Origin of the sequence: Lactiplantibacillus paraxiangfangensis, from assembly GCF_036246185.1 — a bacterium.
Classification (GTDB): Bacteria; Bacillota; Bacilli; order Lactobacillales; family Lactobacillaceae; genus Lactiplantibacillus; species Lactiplantibacillus paraxiangfangensis.
Genome location: NZ_BTPW01000001.1, coordinates 52067 through 71422, shown reverse-complemented (window position 1 = coordinate 71422; position 19356 = coordinate 52067). Strand labels below are relative to the sequence as shown.

The window sequence follows — 19356 nt, the reverse complement described above, 5'->3', positions numbered from 1 at the left end:
ATTTGAGCGTCACCTGCATTTGTTTTTCTGATTTAGTCGTTTGCGTGCACATCGAAGGCACCTAATAACCTTGCCTGCGTCCCGGCAGCATCCGGATCATGCCGACCTTTACCGGTATCCAACTGTTCGATTGCTGTCATTTCAGTTGGTGTGAGTTCAAAGTCAAAGATATCGAGATTACTCTTGATCCGCGCTACGTGCACGGACTTTGGAAAGACGATGACACCACTTTGATTCTCAAAACGCAGAATAATTTGGCCCACGTCTTTCCCATACTTTTCAGCTAGTTTCGTAATCACCGGGTCATTTAACAAGGCTTGGTTTCCTTGGCCCAATGGTGCCCACGCTTCCAACTTAACGTCATCCGTCGCTAATAACTGCCGCAATGACTTTTGTTGAAAATAAGGATTGAATTCCACTTGGTTCACGGCTGGTTTCGTCGCAAATTGGGGCACAAACTTGTTCCAAATTTTAGGCGTCATATTAGAGACCCCAATCGACCTGATTTTACCGGCTTGTTTGGCAGCTTCCATCGCACGCCAAGCGCCAGGAACGTCGCCGTAAGGTTGGTGGATCAAGTAGAGATCCATGTAATCCAATCCTAGCTTGGTTAAAGAGGTCTCGATAGCCTTGGTGGCAGCCTCAAAGCCAAAGTCTTGCAGCCATAATTTGCTGGTCACCCAAATTTGCTCTCGCGGAATGCCACTATCCTTAATAGCTTGGCCGACTTCGGCTTCGTTGAAGTAGGCCACAGCGGTATCGATATGCCGATAGCCCAATTTCAATGCTTCACTTACGGCTTGATACGTTGAGCCGTCACTCGGGATTTGATACGTGCCAAATCCAATTGCTGGAATTGCATTACCATCGTTTAATTTAATTGTTGATGTCATTTGATTACTCCTTTAATTTTTTGAGACTTGAGCCAAAGATTTGTTCAATCGTTACGGGATCCCGATGATCAAAGAATTGGCTTTCATGGCGATCAAGGTCAGCCATTGTTTGCATTTCTGAATCGGTTAATTCAAAGTCAAAGACCGACATATTTTCAACCATCCGCGCTGGATGCACGGACTTTGGAATGACCGTAATACCGCGTTGTAATAGCCACCGTAAAATCACTTGGCCAACGGTCTTGCCGTGGGCCTGTGCAATTTTAGCAATCGTTGGGTCCGTAAAGATACCGTGCTTGCCTTCCGCAAACGGTGCCCAGGCTTCCACCCGGACATCCTCACCTTGGTTAAAAGCGACTTCGGTTGATTGTTGGTACCACGGGTTCACTTCGATTTGATTAACGACCGGTTTAACAGTCATGGTTAGTTCCAAATTTTTCAATTGATCCGCGTAAAAGTTCGAAACCCCGATTGCCCGAATTTTACCCGCGTGGTACGCCTCTTCCAATGCCCGCCAAGCGCCCATGGTATCGCCATAAGGTTGGTGTAACAAGTATAGGTCTAGGTAGTCTAAGCCGAGGCGTTCGAGTGAAGCATCGATGCCCTTCTTAGCCCGGTCATAAGTAAAATCTGAAACCCATAATTTAGAAGTGATGAATAAGTCTTCGCGTTTGACCCCACTCTTTTTGATGGCGCTCCCAACCGCTTCTTCATTTTGATAGGCCGTCGCCGTGTCGATTAGCCGGTAGCCGGCGTTCAACGCTTCGGTCACGGCCGTTTCACATTCTGCTAAATCGGGCACTTGAAAGACCCCGAAACCGAGCTGGGGCATTTCGACACCATTGTTTAATTTTACCGTTGGGACTGTTGTCATTTGATTTTCCTGCTTTCTTTTGTTTATCTGTGATTACTTTAACCCCAGCCCGATTGTTTGAAAATTACTACTTTAGCATGCTAGTATACAAGTAACGTATACTGAGGTGAATTAAATGCTAGATAACTACTTACTGCAAGAACTCGTGACCTTTGCCGCCACCGGCACGCTTGCTAAAACCGCCGAACAACTCAACGTCACCCAACCAACGGTGACTCGTGGCCTCCAAAAATTAGAAACCGACCTGGGCGTTCAACTCTTTGACCGCCAACCCAACCGCGTTAGCCTAACTGCCACGGGTCAATTGGCCGCTAAAAAGGCAGTCACTCTGCTACAAGCAAATCACGACTTAGTGACGACCACCCGTGACTTTGACAAGACACAACGGGTGCTAAAACTGGCCACAACCATTCCAGGGCCGCTACTCTTGTTAGCACCGTACGCTAATTCCGACCACGTTACCGTCGATTCACAACTTTTGCCAGCGGACACAATTAGTTCTGCATTGACGCAACACCACTATTCCGTCGTTTTTTCTAACCAGGAAATCAACACTGCGCATCTTAGTTCTAAAATGATTGGCGTGGAGAAGCTATCGGTCCACCTCAACAAATTTATGTACCAAGCGAATCAGGAAAAGATTACTTTCGCAGAGCTTAAAGATCTCAGTTTTATTGTGATGAACGACATCGGCCCCTGGCGCCAGATTATTCAAAGGGCGATTCCGGACGCAAACTTTTTCTATCAAGAACAGCGCGACGCCTTTTCTGAGATCACCCGGTTTTCCGACTTTCCTTTTTTCAGCACGAACCTCGCCCCGCTAGAACCCGCTTACCACGAGTCTTTAGCCAACGATGACGGCCGCGTCACCCTGCCCATCACCGATGACAGTGCCAAAATGGGCATTTACGCGACCTATTTGACCCGGGACAAAAAACAGGTGGCGCCACTGCTTGATCAATTGATTAAGTCGTTTCCAGCAGATTAATTTCTAAAAATTAATAACTTTAAAATTACTACCACCACAGCACACCAAAGCTATCTGACGCCGCTAAAGACAGTTGGTCTATTGTTATTAATGTCAAAAATCAGTGCCAACCGAACAGCTTGAAAGTGGCTACTTTGTTTTAACTCAAAAAAAGAATCAGCAAGTCGCTGATTCTTTTTTATCTCAAGTAGTTTATTTAATTTGTTGGACCGCGTTACGTCCTGAAAAGGCGGCGTATCCTGCCGTACTACCAGGTAACGTGACCGCGTACGTGTCCCCAACTAACATCCCAGCTGCGTCGTTTCCGGCAGCGTATAGTCCGGAAACCGGGTAACCGTGATCGTTTAAGACCGCATTGTCTTCGTCTACTCGTAAGCCGCCTAGGGCACACGCCATGCCAACGCCCAACTCAACAGCGTAGAACGGCCCCTGACTCAAGCCGATCAAGTATGGCGCTGCCTTACCGAAGTCCGTATCGGTGCCAGATGCGACTAGTTTGTTATAGTGCGCAATCGTTTCAGGTAACTGAACAAGGTTCAACTTTTCCGCCAGTTCTTCAATCGTAGCGGCCTTAGTTAAGTACTTCGCGCCACTAGCCGTATCGTGATCAAGTTCAGTTTGCAATTGGTCAAACTTATCCGGTGAAACTGGCGAGTTGCCCACTTCCTTATATAACCCAACTTGGGTAAGGTGGTCAATGGCCGCTTGATCCAAAATGGAGAAGGTCCGGGCCTGCGTCAAAATGGCTCCGCCGGCATGGCACATATTGTCATTAACATCCTCGTTAACGAACCGTTCACCACGTTCGTTGACCCAGAGAATCGCCTCTTGCGTTGCCGCCGCCGCTAATTGTGACGCCATGTGGACAAACGGTGGTTGTTGGCGGTCATAAATCGCACCGCCACCATACTGAATCGCACCCATTTGATAATGAGCCGCACCAGCTTGCCAGGCTAACTGCATGCCATCACCCGTCGATTTACCATCGCTGACTGAGAGCAACCGCTTAAAGAACGGCGTGCGTTTTTTTATTAATTCGGGATTATCGACGTACCCACCGGTCGCTAAAATGACGTTGCTAGTCTTTAAGTCCCGCGTCTGACCAGTCGCTTCATTCATGACGACCAGTCCAGCAACTTGCCCGTTTTCCATTAAGACCCGTTCAGCACCCGTACTCATTGCAAATTCAACGCCAAGTGCTTGTGCCTTCTCAAACAAGACCATTACCGCCGCATGACCGCCACCGTCAAAACTATGAATCGTTGGCCAACTTACACCCTGACCGCCGACCTTACTGAACTTAACGCCTAAGTCGTGTAGCCAATCAATCGTGGCCCCGCTTTGATCAATCAATTTCTTCAAATGGGGCGCGCTGGCTTCATAATGCGAGTACTCCAGTTCCGATTGGAGTAACTTCGTGCGGTCAATGTGAACGCCAGCCTGCTTTTGCAAGTAGCTGTCAACGCCCATCGCACCTTCAACGTAATTCCCGTCGCCACCAATCGTCCGGCCTTTTTCTAACACTAAGGTGGTTAAGTGCTTTTCACCGGCACTCACAGCGGCTGCCAATCCGGCTAAGCCACCGCCAACAATCACTAAATCATACTGACTTTGTTTTGGAAACATGTTTAGTCCCCCTATTTCAAACCGACCGAGACACCACCATCACTCAAAACCGTTTGACCCGTCATGAAGGTCGCTTCACTAGCAACAAAGACGAAGACCTTCGCAACTTCAGCCGCAGTTTCGTACCGTTTCATTGGAACCGTTGGTAAAATCTTTTCAAGAAAACCGCCGTCATTTAACGGTGTCTTCGTTAACCCTGGGGCCACACAGTTGACCCGAATATTATCCGCAGCGTAGTCCACCGCGGCGGCCTGCGTCATCCCCATAATGCCGTTTTTAGCAGCGTTATAGGCGCCCATACCGCCTGGATTATAAACACTGCCAAGCGCACCGGTGTTCACAATTGACCCAAAACCTTGTTTCAAAAACAGGTTGATTTCAGCACGCATGCAACGGAAGGTGCCCCGTAAGTCGAGGTCAATGGTGCTATCAAAATCCTTGTCCGTTAATTCTGCAAAGGGTTTGAGGGTCCCGCCACCGGCATTATTCATCACGTAGTCCAAGCGACCAAAGTCAGCCATGATTTTGTCCAACCCAGCTTGAATACTGTCGTTATCCATCACGTTCATGACTAGACCAACAATTTTACCGTCATACTTGTCAGCCAACGTCTTGGCAGCGTCCGTGACTTTTGGATTATAGTCAGCCAACACGACATCGGCGCCCTGTTTGGCAAATTCTTCACTAATCGCAAACCCAATTCCTTGTGCAGCACCCGTTACCATTGCAACTTTATCTTTTAACATCCTTATGCCTCCACTTTCGCTTGTTTCAAACTCTTAACAGCTTCCTGTGCGGCAATCCAACCAGAGACAAAGGCAAAACCATTCGCAATGCCTTCATAACTCGGATAACCGTCAGAGTACAAGCCATTCACATTATTACCAACAACGTATAAATCCTTAATTGGTGCTCCCGCCGTCGTGACGGGTTCGCAATTGCGGTTCACATTGACCCCATCCAAGGTTCCTAAGATGGCACAATGTTCCACGATGGCGTACACCGGACCGTCCGTCACCCCAAATAGCAATTCGTCACTCGGCTTCAAGAAGACGTCATCTTCATGCTGGTCAACAGCCTGGTTGTAAGATTGAACACTCCGCTGTAGTGCTGCTAGTGAGAGGTTCAATTTAGTTGCCAAGTCCGCGAGTGAATCGGCTTTAACGACTTCACCCGTTTGAACAGCCGCGTCAAAGTCCGTTTGAATATTTGGCAACGGGCCAACGGTCGTCCGGGGCGTCTGCCCAACTTCACAAAATTGACGTTCGAACGTATCTTCTAGTGGAACTTCGTGCGTCTTAAAATGGTCAAGCGTCTTTTGATCAAGGAGCACGTAGTACTTGCCTTGAACGTTATGCGCCGCGTTGGCCCACATTGCAAAATCGTAAACGACGTCCTCATTGACAAACCGGTTAGCTGTTTTGTCCAACCATAGCATCGGCAAGTTGGTCAACGTTTCAACACTACTATCTCGCCGCATTGGGTTAATTTGAAGGCTTGGCGCGCAACCATGTGCAAAGAGGACCGGGGTATGGGTCGTATCGGCGCCCAACTTTTTAGCTAATTTAATCCCCGTACCGTCCGCTTTACGTTCGCCTAGATTTAAGAATTCATCGGCATCGGCGTATTTTTTCGTCATCATATCAGGGTCACCGCAGTAACCACCGTCCGCAAAAATCACTTTGGTGGTTTCAATGCGCGTCTTCGTACCCGACTGATCAGCGACGATGACGGCTTTTAACCCGTCACTGTAATCCAGATCAACCGCGGCCGTCTCCGTCAAGACCTGATTGCCCGCTGCAATAAATTTAGCGGGTAATTGATCCCAGTTCGCCATTTTTTCTTTGAAATTGTTGAACTTATGGTAGACAAGCGGATCATTTAAATGCGCTTTTTGTTCACTTTGTTCCACCGTAACGGGCAGTCCCATGGCCGTCATCCGGTCGATATTGGCCCCGGAAAGTTTCAAGAACCGGGCTAGCAATTCCCCGTTTACAAAATAGTGATTATAATCGGTCAATCCTTTGAATGCCTCTGCATAGCCGTATTTAACCCCTTGGGCTTCCTGTTGCTTTGAATTAACGGCAAAGACCCCGTGAGCACCAAACTTGCCGGCACCACCAACCTTGTCACCACGTTCCAATAAAATAAATGGCACTTTTTGTTGGTATAATTCAAAAGCCGCTGAAATTCCTGCTGAGCCAGAACCGACTACGACAACCGCTGTTGATAACGTTTTCATTTTAAAATTCACCCTTTCATGCGAATTCATCTTTCAATAACTATATTGTATATTGATTCACAATTTAGGGCCAACACATAAAAGTTGTCACAGATAACCTCAACTTATCGCTTGAGTTAATAGTTTAAATACATCACTATTGGCCGTACTATTCATCGCAACGACCACTTTAAAAGCTTGTTTTAAATGCGCAGGTGTACATCTGTAAATATTTTCACAATTATCCGGAATTTTAAAGTTTTCTGGGACTAAAGTTAGCCCACCAATGAAATTCACGTTCATACAGGCAGCCGCAAAGCTATTGACCCCGGCAACCTGCTGATAATCCCACGGGCCTTGGCGGTAAGCCTTTAACATCGCTTCTTGAATATCGGAGATCCCGGTCGACTGCCAATATTGTAAATAAAACGTTGATTTCCGGGCTAATGCCGGTAAGTCTTGCGGGTCGGGGGCCGTCGCAACTTCCGTGGCATTAAACAGTAGGTCAAAATTAATCGTCTTAAACGGCACGGTCCGCAGTTTGGCATTATTTAAGAAGGCCAACTCAAACCCAACCAGCATGTCATAATCACCTTTGATCAGGCGGCTAATACTGTGATTAAAGTCTTCTTCATCAAAATTAACCCGCGTGCGCGCCGGAAATTGATTCGCCAATTCAGCCGCATCATCTGCTAAGCCTTGCAAAAAGTGAATGCGAACTAACTGATCAGGATGGGTATCCGGATGCCGCCAAATTTCATTATAAGAATTCAAAATATCCACGGCACGGTGATAGAACCGTTCCCCAACCGGTGTCAGCGCAAACTGCCCCGCGGAACGATGTAGCAACCGTTGGCCTAGTGAATTTTCCAACTTGCTGATAGCGGAACTAACTGCCGTCTCCGAAACATAATTCCGTTTGGCGGCCGAACTGAATCCGTGGGTCTGAACCACATCGACAAAATACTTCATTGGCATCAAGTTATAATTCATGACTAATCCCTACTTTCATATCCGGTTTTTCTCGCGTAACTTCTAAGTTCGTAATCGTTGATTTCATTTTACCAGAAGCAAAAAATACTCGTAACGCCGTACAAAAGTTTGTAGACATCACGAGTACTGAAATATTTAATTTAACGCATCTTGAACGAGCTTTTTCTGGAAGTTTAATAGAATGCAAGCGATACCTAAAATCAAAGCAATAATGCCACTAACGGAAAAGGCGTTTAATCCCATGTTCTTTACGGCACTGGTCAACGGATTAATAATAAACGGACTGAGAACCCCACCAATGGAATAGATGGCAACGTAAACGCCCAAGGCCATTGACACACTGCTCTTACCCACGGAAATCGAAATCAAGTATGGAAACTGTCCCATTGCGATACTCATCGCCGCACCAACGAAGAAACTGCCAATAAATGCTAACAATAAGGAATGGCCAAAGCCAATGAGCAAGTACGATAAGCCGTAGATGATAAATGACATTGAAATCGAGGTATATTTGAATTTCTTCCCAATCACCCCAACGATCAATCCGCATAACATCCCGCCAATTAATGAAATCGTCGACGTTAACGCCGCTTGTGACGTTGCACCTAACTTTTCTTCCACAACGAATAAGGAAATGTTGTTATTTAAGACGTTGTTTAATAACATGACGCAGAATCCCCAGAAGGCACTGTAGAACACGTACTTATTTAGTTGGATCTTCTCACCACTATTATCATCATCTTGGTTAACTGCTTCTGGGTGGAACGGTACCAAGGCTAGTGTAACGATTAAGACTAACAGTGAGAAAATGTAGATCCAATAGTTGTTGACCCACGTATTCGTCGCGGCTAATTGGCCACCACCCATGATGAAGATGATCCCACCGATATTCGTGAAGGTGGTCGTTAAGCCCATCGTCGATTGCCGTTCCTTTTCAGGCAGCATTTGAGAAATCAAAACTTGCGATAAGTTCGTGCACGCGCCTTGCCCCAAGCCGACTAAGCATGAACAAAGGAGTAAGAACGCGAAGCTGGTATGAAAAGCGAGTGGTAAGAATCCCCCGATAACAACTAGTATAATCGCACTGATCGTCAACGTTTTAAGATTGATTTTGCTGGCAGTCAGCTTCCCAATAATTAATCCTGCCAACATCATAAATAGGTTCGGTAGTGAGGTTAGCATTTGAACGCTGGTATTACTCAGCGCAAAGTTTTTCGCAATCGCCGCGTAGGATGGCGTAATCGCTAACGCTGCCATCCCCATCGTACTAACTGCCAAAACACCAATTCTAGTTTTCGAAATATATGCTTTACTTGGTGTGTCCATAATCAAAATCCCCCTTAACTAATGTGACGACACCGTTGCAGTCGCTGCTTTGACATAGTCAGCCGCACTCGTCCCGGCAATTCGGCCAGAAGTCCATGTAAATCCAGAAGCTAACCCTTCAAAAGCGGGATAGCTATGGCCTTCGTAGTAGCCACCAGCATTAGCACCACCCGTATAAAGACCTGGGATTGGTTTGAAATTATTATCTAATACGGCGAGGTTCTCATCGACCCGGACACCGCCGACAGTCCCAAGGTAGGCCGCCTGACTAATAAAGGCGTAGAATGGGCCCTTTTCAACCGAGTAAGCTAGTGATTTGGTAGACTTACCAAATTCTTGATCATCTTGGTCATGAATGGCTTGATTATAAGTATCAACTGTCTTAACAAAGTCATCAGCGTTGAATCCCGCTTTCGTTGCTAATTCAGTCAACGTTGCACCGCGGTAAGCCGTCTCACCTTGAATGGCTTCTTCAGCTAGTTTGGTAAAGTCACCGCGACCAGTTGCCGCGCCGGGACCAGCTTGGGAAACCTCTTCCGCGTTCTTATCAGCGGTAAAAGTATCCAAAGTGGCTTGATCAACAACGAATAAGTACTTCCCACCTTGTGACCAAGCGGCGTTGGCCCATTCAACGGTGTCGTAAACAACATCCTCGTTAGTAAAACGCTTACCTTTTTTGTTAACCCAAAGTTGTGGCGTTAATAATAACTGCGTCAACGCGTTTGATGAGAAGCCAGCCAAATGTTTTGCGGAAGTCTTCTGGGTCACTTTTGATTTTGCCAATTGGGCTGCATGAATCAAAGCGTGACTATCGATATCCGTTGCGCCGGCTTTAACCATTGCGCTCATGCCTTCACCATCGTTAGGAACCCCTAAGGTCCGCAAGTCAGAAGTGTGCATGGTCTTGGCAACCTTCTTCGCATCGCCACCGTAGCCACCAGTTGCGACAATTACTGCTTGCGCATTGATTGTTAATTGGTCACCATCATCAGTCGTTGCGGTAACACCGGCAACTTTTCCATCTGCCATGATCAAGTCGGTCATGGTTGTCTTAAACTGGAACTTAACGCCGGCGTCTTCCAAGGTTTGCTGAATCCGTTGATAACTTTCATCTTTATGTTGGTACATGTGGTATGAACCGCCGCGATAATCATTGTTACGGTGTGCAAATTGGGTCGTCTTAGCTGTTGGGTTTAATTTGATTTCCATACCCAACTTTTCCAACCAAGCTAACGTATCCGCCGAACGAGTGACGATTCGCGCTAATAAAGCACCATTGGACAAGTAGTGATTATAATTTGCTAATTCCGAGATCGCCGTTTTAGTCGACATTTTCATGCCGGCTGCCCGTTGTTCCTTGGAATCAATTGCGAAAAAGCCACTTGAGATTTTCGTATTCCCACCAATTTGGGGTTGTTTTTCAATCACTAAAACTTTTAATCCTTTTTCAGCAGCGGCGTACGCAGCCGCTAAGCCGGTACCACCCGTACCTGCAACTAAAACATCAGTATTCATTGTTGTATTTTTCATATTTGTTCACTCCTTAACTTAATTTCCAAAGTCAGTATAAAGCTAAAAAGTGAGCAAGTAGATAGTGTATAATAACTTTATTACTATGAAAATGTTACCTTTATGTAAATGGAGGGGTACTTTTGGCTAAAAACTATCTCATTACATCCGCATTAACGTTGAAAACAACTGATTTCAATGACACAAATTTCAAAATTCGCCCACAAAATGAAAACATTAGCGAACCTTTTCACATTCGTTTTATTGAAAGCTTGTCTCCCTGTGAATTGGACCTGAACGGCAAATACGTTTCCTTAGCGCCATTTGACGTGATTATGATGTCATCTAAAAATCCCGTTACCCTCAAAAGTTTAGCCGCACCGGCCAACCTACGTGTCTTTTCAGAATGTCTCCATGCGCCTACGCCCTTGAATATGGTAATTGTGGGGGACAATCCAATGGTCCACGACCTCATGAATGCCGGCGAACACGAATTACACTACATCGTTTACCGCCACCAAGTGGATCAAATTAAGCACAGCTATTTTGACCTACTAGCCGAACTTGAACGGCAAGATTTAAACGACGTCTTCTTAAACTACCAACGCGAGATGAGTGCGGGACTTTTGCTAACTGAATTGTTACGCAATCATGAACAAACCATCTCCATTTCAGACTCAGATTTCCCCGGCACCGACATTCACCACGCCAGCGCCGATACCCAATCCGGACTGATTTTTAATTACTTAGTCCTGCATAATCAGGACGCAACATTGCACGGTACCGCTGAACATTTTGGTTATAATAAGAATTACTTTTCAAGATTATGCCAGAATTTATTCAACAAAAGTTTCAGTGAACAGTTAGCCTTCATTCGCATTGAGCTAGCGAAGCGCATGCTTGCCCTATCGAATAAAACGATTGAAGAAATTTCAGTTGAATTGGGCTACAAAAATATTAGTAGTTTCTTTGCCCTCTTCAAACGCGCCGTTGACATGACCCCCAACGACTACCGGGCCAGTCACGGGTACCGCCGGACATGACCAACCGACTGTGGACAACTCAGTTACGAAAGTTATCGACCTGTGGATAACTAAAAAGGCCGTTTTCACAACACTTATCCCCAAAATTCACAGGTCATTCGGGATAACCCGCTGGATGTGTACTGATAGCAGTCCAATCTTTGTGCCACCACTGCTTTAATTACATTCAAAATACCTTAACCAGTGGCTTCAAAAAGTGTTCACCAATCGGTCCAATCATTGTATAATAAGCTGCAGCTAACCTTGTAGAGGGGGACTACTGATTCATGCATATCAACACAAAAGAACACCTATCGAACGCTTTAATTCGCGAATTGCAACAAACACCCGTCGATAAGATCACGATTCAAACCATTGCCGATGATTGCGGCCTAACTCGTCAGACATTTTATAATCACTTTGCTGATATCTACGAACTCGTTGAGTGGACGGCCAAACGCACAACCGCTAGATTACTAGCTAATGTTGCTGATTACGATAACTGGCAACAGGGCTTTCTTAACGTCATGTTGACCATTCAAAAGAATCAATACTTGGTTATCAACACCTACCAGTCCGCCTACCGCGATGTATTGGAAAAATACATCTATCAAGTCCTTGATCAGTACATCATCGCCGTTGTTGAACGCCAAGCACAGGGACTGAACGTTGCCCAAGAACATAAGGATTTCATCGCTCATTTCTATAGCTTAGCCTTCATTGCGTTAATCTTTGACTGGCTTAAAAGCGGCCTCAAAGCTGATCCCAAAGACATTGTGGAACAAACCGGTGTCTTGATTCAGGGCGATTTTCAAAAAGCACTTCAACGTTATACTAAATAAGATTTACAATTTTTGTGAACTGTCAAAATTTTGACAGTTTATTTTTTTTGTCAATTGTTCTCACGGCAAGCACGACCTATTGTAAAGACAAGCAAGAAATCCAATTGAAGAAGGTTTTTACAATGAACATTTATCAAACTATGTATCGACCACTCAAACCAGCCGGCATTGACGATCGCCGTGCAAACATCGTTGGTGGCGGGATTGCTGGCTTAGCCACCGCAGTTTTTCTAATTGATGACGCCCAAATGCCCGCTCGCAACGTCACAATCTATGAAAAGAAACCAGTTGTCGGTGGCTCGATGGACGGCACGAAACAAAATGCCGGCTACCTCTGCCGTGCTGAACGCGAACTCGAACCTTATATGGAATGCTTATGGTATTTGTGCAGTAAGATTCCATCATTAGAAAATCCGGGTCGAACGGTACTCGATGACGTGGTTGACTTTAACCGTGATGAACCAATTCACAGTGAAGCCCGGGTCATCATCAACCAAGGCGAAATCGACAGCCACTATCACGACTACAAATTGGAACCACGCTACGCTGAAGCGATGCGTCAGATTATCAGCTCATCTGAGGAAGAACTTGCTAACAAGCGTCTCGATGACTTCTTCGACGAGGGCTTCTTCAAGACAAACTTCTGGACTTGTTTCCACAGTCAATTAGCATTCAAACATTACCACAGCGCCATTGAATGCCGGCGTTACTGGCAACGATTTACTTTTATCACGCGTCACGAATATTTGGAAGGCTTCATTCATACTAAATACAACGAATACGATGCCATTATTTTGCCAATCGAACGCTGGTTAACCGACAAAGGGGTAACGTTCGTTAATAACTTCACGGTCACCGATTTACAACTAGACGATGCCAACAACACCGTCAATACGATTATTGCCTCCCAGAACGGCATCAAGGCGGACGTTCCCGTTGCACCACAAGATCTCGTCTTCGTTACGACCGGTTCAATCAGTGAAAACAGTACCTTTGGTGATAACCACACCGTCGCTGAAACCAACCGCGACACTACTGATATGGGGACGTTCACTATTTGGAAGAACCTTGCTAACAAAGATGCCAAGTTCGGCCACCCCGAAAAGTTCCTTGGTCAAATTGATAAAACCAAGTGGATCTCATTCTTCCCAACCGTTAAGGATTATCCTGAATTCTTCAAACGGATCGAAACGATGTCTGGTAGTCCAGCTGGTACCGGTGGTTTGATGACATTTAAGGATTCAAATTGGGATCTTTCATTTGAAATTCATCACAAACCATTCTTCCCTTACCAAGCTAACGATGAGGAAGTTGGCTGGGGATACGGCCTCTATGGTGAAAATACCGGGAACTACATTAAGAAACGGATGTGGGACTGTACCGATGATGAAATTATGACCGAACTGCTCTATCATTTAGGGATGTTGGACATCAAAGATGAAGTCTTAGCTCACACTTACATGTCAACGGCCATGATGCCATACTGTACCGCGCAATTCATGCCGCGTGAACTTGGCGATCGGCCAAACGTTATCCCTGATGGGTGCACCAACCTCGCCCTATTAGGTCAATTTGTTGAAATCGATGACGACGTGGTCTTCACCGTTGAAACTTCGGTACGGACCGGTTTAGAAGCCGTCTACGGATTGTTGCACTTCGACAAAGCCGTTATCGAAGTCAACCCATCACGCTACGATGTGCGCTACTTGCTAGAACGCGTTAAGCGCTTTGCAGGTATTCATGGTGACGTGACAGCTGCGGATCTTCCAGCCCTCGATCCCGCTAAGCTTCCAGAACTACAAGCAGCGCTGTTGAAGATGGTCAACGACGTTCCGCCGTTCTACCAGATGTACCTTGGTCGCGACCAAACGATTCCACAAAAAGCTGCCGTGTTGCATCCCCAAGCACCACGCAGTAAGTAATTGAATTAGTAACGCTTACAATCACTTCCCCCAAATTATTAAAGCGTTGATCAAAAAAGTCGGCCCATTGCGACCATTGATGACAGATTTACGTGTCATCAATGGTGCTGGCGGGTCGGCTTTTTGATGTTCAATGGTTCAGACGATTAGATTTAGAGACTAATCAATTTTAGTTTTAAAAATACTTAATGCGAGACGTCTTAACTATATTAGTGGGTTGTATCCTTCACATCATTAGTCACAAATAAAACCGCTAAACCTTGTTTAGTCGCTGAAAAAGCGTCAAAGTCCCCTTTTTGAAAACACCAGTTAATTTCATAGCCTTCAAATAAGAAAACTGAATTACGATAAAGGGTCACGGATGAAGCCGGATTGTTTATCAGCCCACTAGCCTGTGCCTGACTGATCAGCTCGGTGACATACTTGTTGATTGCTTCACTAAAGTCAAAGGTGTGTTGATTAGTTTTTAAATTAGAAATATAGAGCTGACTGTACAGATCGGGTCCCAGTGTTTGAATCACTTGAATCGTCTGCTGAAAGAAATCATAAATACGTTCAAGTGGATTTTGTGCGCCATTTTGACGTCGTAATTGTGCTGGTAATTGTTCGACCAAGCCACGAAAATATCGACTAATCAACTGATCTTTATTGCTGAAATGATAGTAAAAAGTCGGTTTAGTAATCCCGCAAGCCTGGCAGATATCATTAACCGTCACCTGCTCAAATTGTTGGGCTTTAAATAAATCGATTGCCGTTGTCATAATGCTGTTATCCGTTGCTTTTGTCATCTGCTGATTTCCTCCGTCATTATCTTAATTATAACATTGGCCAGAAAGTCTTACCCGAGTAATAAAAATGTGCTATTATATTGTTAATTACTGAACATTCTTTTTTGAAAGGAAGTTACTCTTATGACTAAAAAATTCATTGGCGCTGTTCAAGGATTTCACGGCGTTATCACTGCTACCGTTACGGTTGATGATCATAACAAGTTAATCGATGTTACAACCGACACACCAGCGGGTACCGTGGGTGCGTTGGGCATCAAACAAATGCAGCAAAAAATGAAAGCGGTTAACAGCGCGAATGTTGACGCTGTTTCTGGTGCATCAGTTAGTTCAAACAGCTTTAAGAACGCTGTTAAAAAGGCTTTAGCTGTTTGCTCAGGGCGTTTAACCGCGGAAGAAGCTACTGACATCAAAGTTTCCGCCCCTGACCAGCTGGAAACGACCGATGCAACAACTGGCGCTTCCGCTAATCCGGAAGAGACACCAAGTAATCCCTCTCCAGTCATTCCAGCTGTTGCTTATCAACCCGACTTATCCTTTGATGCCAGCTACGATGTCGTCGTTGTTGGCGCTGGTGGTGCCGGTTTGGCTGCAGCAGCCGAAGCTGCCCGGTCAGGACTTTCGGTCTATATTAGTGAAAAAAGCGGCATTCCCGGTGGGACAACTAACTATTCCGGTGGGGTGATTCAAGCAGCCGGAACAGCCTTGCAAAAGAAGAGTACGGACTATCCTGACGACACCCCTGCTAAGCACGCTAAATTATGGCTTCAAGCTGGGGAAAACACCGTTGATCCCGAACTCGTTAAAGATTTAGCAAATGGCGCCCCTAAAAATATTGACTGGTTAGCCGACCTTGGTATTCATTGGATTAGTGTCTACGGGCACTGTCAAATTCCATACGTTGATTCTGACAACTTTGCCGATCGAATTCACGTCTATGATAACGGTACGGGTACTGGCGGCGGTATGGGTGATGGTTTAGTTTTAACCCAAACCCTTTTAAAAGCTGCACTTAAAGCCGGCGCAACCATTCACTATGAGACGCCCGCCATCGCCTTAGTTCAAGACGCAACAGATCATACGGTGTACGGGGTTAAAGTTACCCATGATGGTCAGTCACAACTCATTCGGGCAACTCGTGGTGTTATTTTAGCTACCGCAAGTATTGATCATAACCCAGCACTGGCTAAAGCCTACAGTCCACAACATTATAATGACTTGATGTTTAATACCTGTCTATCCGCTAAAACTGATACTGGTGATGGCCTATTAATGGGATTATCGGCTGGTGCCGCTGTTAGTGGTATGGGCGGTACGATTGACTTCTGTGGTAAGACTGGGAACGGAACGAGTAATCAAATTCCAACCATCCCGTTAGTGTTCGTCAACGGTGCTGGTCGCCGCTTCGTCTGTGAGGACGCGACCTACGCTTATGAATATCGCGCCATTTTCCAACAAGAAAAACAATTAGGCAAACCGACCTACATGATTTTTGGGCAAAATTCAATTCACGAACCCGGTAGTGTTTGGACGGACGATAGTTTAGCAAGTGATGTGAAAGACGGCGTTGTTAAACGCGCCGATAGCATTGAAGCACTCGCTAAATTAATTGACGTTCCCGCTGCTAATTTGGAAGCAACCATCGCAACTTGGAACGAACACGTTAGCCACGGAACCGACTTGGAATTTGGCCGCAAAACTGGCTTAAAGCCACTCCAAGCACCATTCTATGCCTATCATAATCAGGCAACTAACTTGGGCGCACTGGGCGGTTTAACCATTAACGTTGATGGTCAAGTACTGAATAACTTCAAGCAACCAATTACGGGACTCTATGCGGCCGGACTCAACGCCGGCGGTTGGATTGGTCCTTACTACCCTGGTTCAGGGACAGCAATCTCTGGCATCGTGCACCAAGGACGCAAAGCAGCTCAAGCATTGGTTAATTTGAAATAGTTGTCCTCTATTAAATAACTAAACGCTGAAGAATAGAAACGGATTCGTTTCTGTTCTTCAGCGTTTTTATGTGCGTAACTGACTAGCGATATAAGTTATCCACCTGTGGAAAAGTAAATAAGCTATTTTTGTCTCACTTATCCCCAAACGTTTTGGGATAAGTGCATAACCTATGCTAAATCACAGTTTCTCCAGCCGTTTCATTAGGTCCTCGTGTTGATCAAAGATTTCAGTTGCAGTTTTTAAAACGTCTGGTCGAACGGGTTCACCTTTTCGAAAAGTTGGCTCTCCAACTCCCGTTTCGTATGAATTACCATTTTTATAGTCCTTAGCTTGCTTATCGTCTTTCATGATTGTGCCCCCTTAATCCGTAGCTATCACTTTGTTCACACAATAACGGGCAAGCCAGCATTTGTCAACGTTCAGCTTCTTTCCCCCTACTTTCGAACAACCCTTCTGAATCCACGTAGATCTTATGCCACACCATAAACGTGAGTACCGTCCAGATTTGGCGTGAATAATCCTTTTGCCCACTACGATGTGTTTTCAGCAGTTTCAAAAAGTACTGCTTATCAAAGTACTCATCCGTCTGTGAATCATTGATAATTTGCTTGGCCCAATCATACATTTCATTTTTAAGCCAAAAACGAATCGGTACTGGGAATCCCAGCTTTTTTCGGTTAAGAACTGCCGCCGGAATTAAATCGACAGCCGCTTGGCGAAGAATAAACTTCGTTGTGCCGTGACTAATTTTCAAGTCGGCCGGGATTTCTGAAGCTAATTGAAAGACTTCGCGGTCCACAAACGGCGTTCGTAATTCCAAACTATGCGCTAACGCCGTACGGTCAGCATTATGTAACAAGTCGCCATTGAGCCACGTGTGCATATCAATAAACTGCATCTGATCGATTGGATCATACCGTTTGCTTTCATCGTAAAACGGTCGCGTCATCGTTTGAAACGGATGATTCTGATTATAATGCTTTAAAAAGGCCTGTTTTTCAGCCTCGTTAAAGATAAAAGCATTGCCAACGTACTGGTCTGCCAACGGCGTCGTGCCACGTTGTAACAGTGACTTGCCCCGCATCCCATCTGGTAGCATGGTGGCTAATCTTTGTAGCGCGCCATTAATCGCTTTTGTATATTGAAACCCTTTCAGGGACCTAGGTTCGTGATAAATCGGATACCCACCGAAAAGTTCGTCGGCCCCCTCACCGGTGAGGGCCACCTTCACCCGTTTGGCTGCTTCGCGCGTTAAGAAGTACTGCGGAACCGCCGCCGGATCAGCAAGCGGGTCATCCATATGCCAAACGAATCGGGGAAACGCGCGCATGAATTCCTCTGGCGTGATCACTTTACTGAAATTTTGGACGCCCAACTGTTGCGCCGTTTCTTGGGCTAAATCCAACTCACTGTACCCTTTACGTTCAAAGCCCACCGAAAAGGTCTGTAAATCAGGATTAAACTGCCGCGCAATTGCGACAACCATCGACGAATCAATTCCACCAGATAAGAAGGCCCCCACCGGAACATCTGAACGCATGTGAATTTTGACTGAATCGATCAAGGTCTGGTTAACCTTTTTTGCGTAGACGGCTTCTGGCCGTTTAACCGGATGATATTCACGATGAAAATAGCGTTCAATCCGCAACTGCTCACCTAGCTTTTGGGTCAGCGTGCAGCCCGGCGCCAATACCTTAATCTCTTGCGTTAACGTTTCAGTTTCAGGCACGTACTGGAAGGTCATGTAATCTTGCAAGGCATCATGATCAAAATTTTTATCTTTTAAAATTTTATAAATGGCTTTGCTTTCAGACGCATATAGGAAGTCGTGACCCTTGACGGCATAATAGAACGGCTTAATGCCAAATTGGTCACGCGCAGCAAACAGCGTTTTTTCCTGCTTATCCCAAATAACAAAGGCGAACATGCCCCGCAAATAGCGGGTTAGTTTATTTTTATACTTGGCGTACAGCCCTAAGATAACTTCAGAATCAGAATCCGTTTGAAATTGGTATCCGTCTTGGATCAACGTTTCCCGCAATTCAACGTAATTATAAATTTCACCATTGAACGTCAGCCAGTACCGTTCGTGGTCGTATGACAATGGCTGGTGCCCGCCCGCTAAGTCAATGATACTTAACCGGCGAAAGCCCATGGTGATGTGGTCATCCGCAAAGTATCCTTCATCATCGGGACCACGATGAACCATCGTTCCCGTCATTTTACGAACCAATTTGTCATAGTCCACACTTTCAGACTGACTAATATCGGTTAAACAACCCGCTAATCCACACATTTTATTTTCCACCGTTTCAATTTAATTTTTCATCAGAAAATTGGTATAATTGTCTTAATACATAACTGGTAAAAGTGAGATAATGGGTACACTTTTA

Annotated in this window: 16 protein-coding genes; 5 read left to right on the top strand and 11 right to left on the bottom strand. The window is 45.5% G+C overall.

Translation table 11 applies throughout. The features are described from left to right. Positions 1-32: 32 nt before the first annotated feature. Positions 33-893 (bottom strand): aldo/keto reductase, encoded by an 861-nt coding sequence (locus AAA939_RS00350; protein WP_338207624.1) that lies wholly within the window; start codon positions 891-893, stop codon positions 33-35. 4 nt (positions 894-897) lie between these two features. Continuing rightward, a complete protein-coding gene (locus AAA939_RS00345; RefSeq protein WP_338207625.1) occupies positions 898-1767 on the bottom strand; it encodes an aldo/keto reductase in 870 nt (289 codons plus the stop codon). A gap of 115 nt (positions 1768-1882) precedes the next feature. Here AAA939_RS00345 and AAA939_RS00340 point away from each other — a divergent pair, with 115 nt between their 5' ends. Then, on the top strand, positions 1883-2755 hold the full coding sequence (locus tag AAA939_RS00340) for a LysR family transcriptional regulator (protein ID WP_338207626.1): 873 nt from the start codon (positions 1883-1885) through the stop codon (positions 2753-2755). Positions 2756-2947: 192 nt separating this feature from the next. On the opposite strand, the gene AAA939_RS00335 is transcribed toward AAA939_RS00340, so the two are convergent. The 6 genes from AAA939_RS00335 to AAA939_RS00310 form a co-directional block, all read right to left on the bottom strand. Next, positions 2948-4381 (bottom strand): vinyl phenol reductase, encoded by a 1434-nt coding sequence (locus AAA939_RS00335; RefSeq protein WP_338207627.1) that lies wholly within the window; start codon positions 4379-4381, stop codon positions 2948-2950. A gap of 11 nt (positions 4382-4392) precedes the next feature. Beyond that, entirely contained in the window at positions 4393-5127 is a 735-nt protein-coding gene (locus AAA939_RS00330) for an SDR family NAD(P)-dependent oxidoreductase (protein ID WP_338207628.1), read from the bottom strand. A 2-nt stretch (positions 5128-5129) separates the two neighbouring features. Continuing rightward, entirely contained in the window at positions 5130-6623 is a 1494-nt protein-coding gene (locus tag AAA939_RS00325; protein WP_338207629.1) for an FAD-dependent oxidoreductase, read from the bottom strand. A 99-nt stretch (positions 6624-6722) separates the two neighbouring features. Continuing rightward, positions 6723-7595: a LysR family transcriptional regulator gene (locus AAA939_RS00320; protein ID WP_338207630.1), complete on the bottom strand. Its 873-nt coding sequence runs from the start codon at positions 7593-7595 to the stop codon at positions 6723-6725. Between the two features lie 135 nt (positions 7596-7730). Next, positions 7731-8921 carry an MFS transporter gene (locus tag AAA939_RS00315; RefSeq protein WP_338207632.1) on the bottom strand — a complete coding sequence of 397 codons (1191 nt, stop codon included), beginning with the start codon at positions 8919-8921 and terminating at the stop codon, positions 7731-7733. A gap of 18 nt (positions 8922-8939) precedes the next feature. Continuing rightward, the gene (locus AAA939_RS00310; RefSeq protein ID WP_338207633.1) at positions 8940-10451 is read right to left on the bottom strand and encodes an FAD-dependent oxidoreductase; all 1512 of its coding nucleotides are present in this window, start codon (positions 10449-10451) and stop codon (positions 8940-8942) included. Between the two features lie 122 nt (positions 10452-10573). On the opposite strand from AAA939_RS00310, the gene AAA939_RS00305 reads away from it, so the two are divergent. The 3 genes from AAA939_RS00305 to AAA939_RS00295 all read left to right on the top strand — a co-directional run bounded on the left by AAA939_RS00305 (position 10574) and on the right by AAA939_RS00295 (position 14216). After that, positions 10574-11473 carry a helix-turn-helix domain-containing protein gene (locus tag AAA939_RS00305; RefSeq protein WP_338207634.1) on the top strand — a complete coding sequence of 300 codons (900 nt, stop codon included), beginning with the start codon at positions 10574-10576 and terminating at the stop codon, positions 11471-11473. Positions 11474-11739: 266 nt separating this feature from the next. After that, positions 11740-12294 carry a TetR-like C-terminal domain-containing protein gene (locus tag AAA939_RS00300; RefSeq protein ID WP_338207635.1) on the top strand — a complete coding sequence of 185 codons (555 nt, stop codon included), beginning with the start codon at positions 11740-11742 and terminating at the stop codon, positions 12292-12294. Between the two features lie 122 nt (positions 12295-12416). Further along, entirely contained in the window at positions 12417-14216 is a 1800-nt protein-coding gene (locus tag AAA939_RS00295; RefSeq protein WP_338230383.1) for an oleate hydratase, read from the top strand. 209 nt (positions 14217-14425) lie between these two features. Here AAA939_RS00295 and AAA939_RS00290 read toward each other — a convergent pair whose 3' ends face one another. After that, positions 14426-15004, bottom strand: coding sequence for a TetR/AcrR family transcriptional regulator (locus tag AAA939_RS00290; protein ID WP_338207637.1), 579 nt, complete (start codon positions 15002-15004; stop codon positions 14426-14428). 123 nt (positions 15005-15127) lie between these two features. On the opposite strand from AAA939_RS00290, the gene AAA939_RS00285 reads away from it, so the two are divergent. Next, on the top strand, positions 15128-16960 hold the full coding sequence (locus tag AAA939_RS00285; protein WP_338207638.1) for an FAD-dependent oxidoreductase: 1833 nt from the start codon (positions 15128-15130) through the stop codon (positions 16958-16960). A gap of 180 nt (positions 16961-17140) precedes the next feature. Here the strand turns inward: AAA939_RS00285 and AAA939_RS00280 are convergent, their stop codons facing one another. Together AAA939_RS00280 and asnB are read right to left on the bottom strand one after the other, a co-directional pair. Beyond that, positions 17141-17311 carry a hypothetical protein gene (locus AAA939_RS00280; protein ID WP_338207639.1) on the bottom strand — a complete coding sequence of 57 codons (171 nt, stop codon included), beginning with the start codon at positions 17309-17311 and terminating at the stop codon, positions 17141-17143. Positions 17312-17375: 64 nt separating this feature from the next. Beyond that, complete coding sequence (asnB, locus tag AAA939_RS00275; RefSeq protein WP_338207706.1) at positions 17376-19259, bottom strand: asparagine synthase (glutamine-hydrolyzing); 1884 nt, start codon at positions 19257-19259, stop codon at positions 17376-17378. Positions 19260-19356 lie beyond the last annotated feature (97 nt).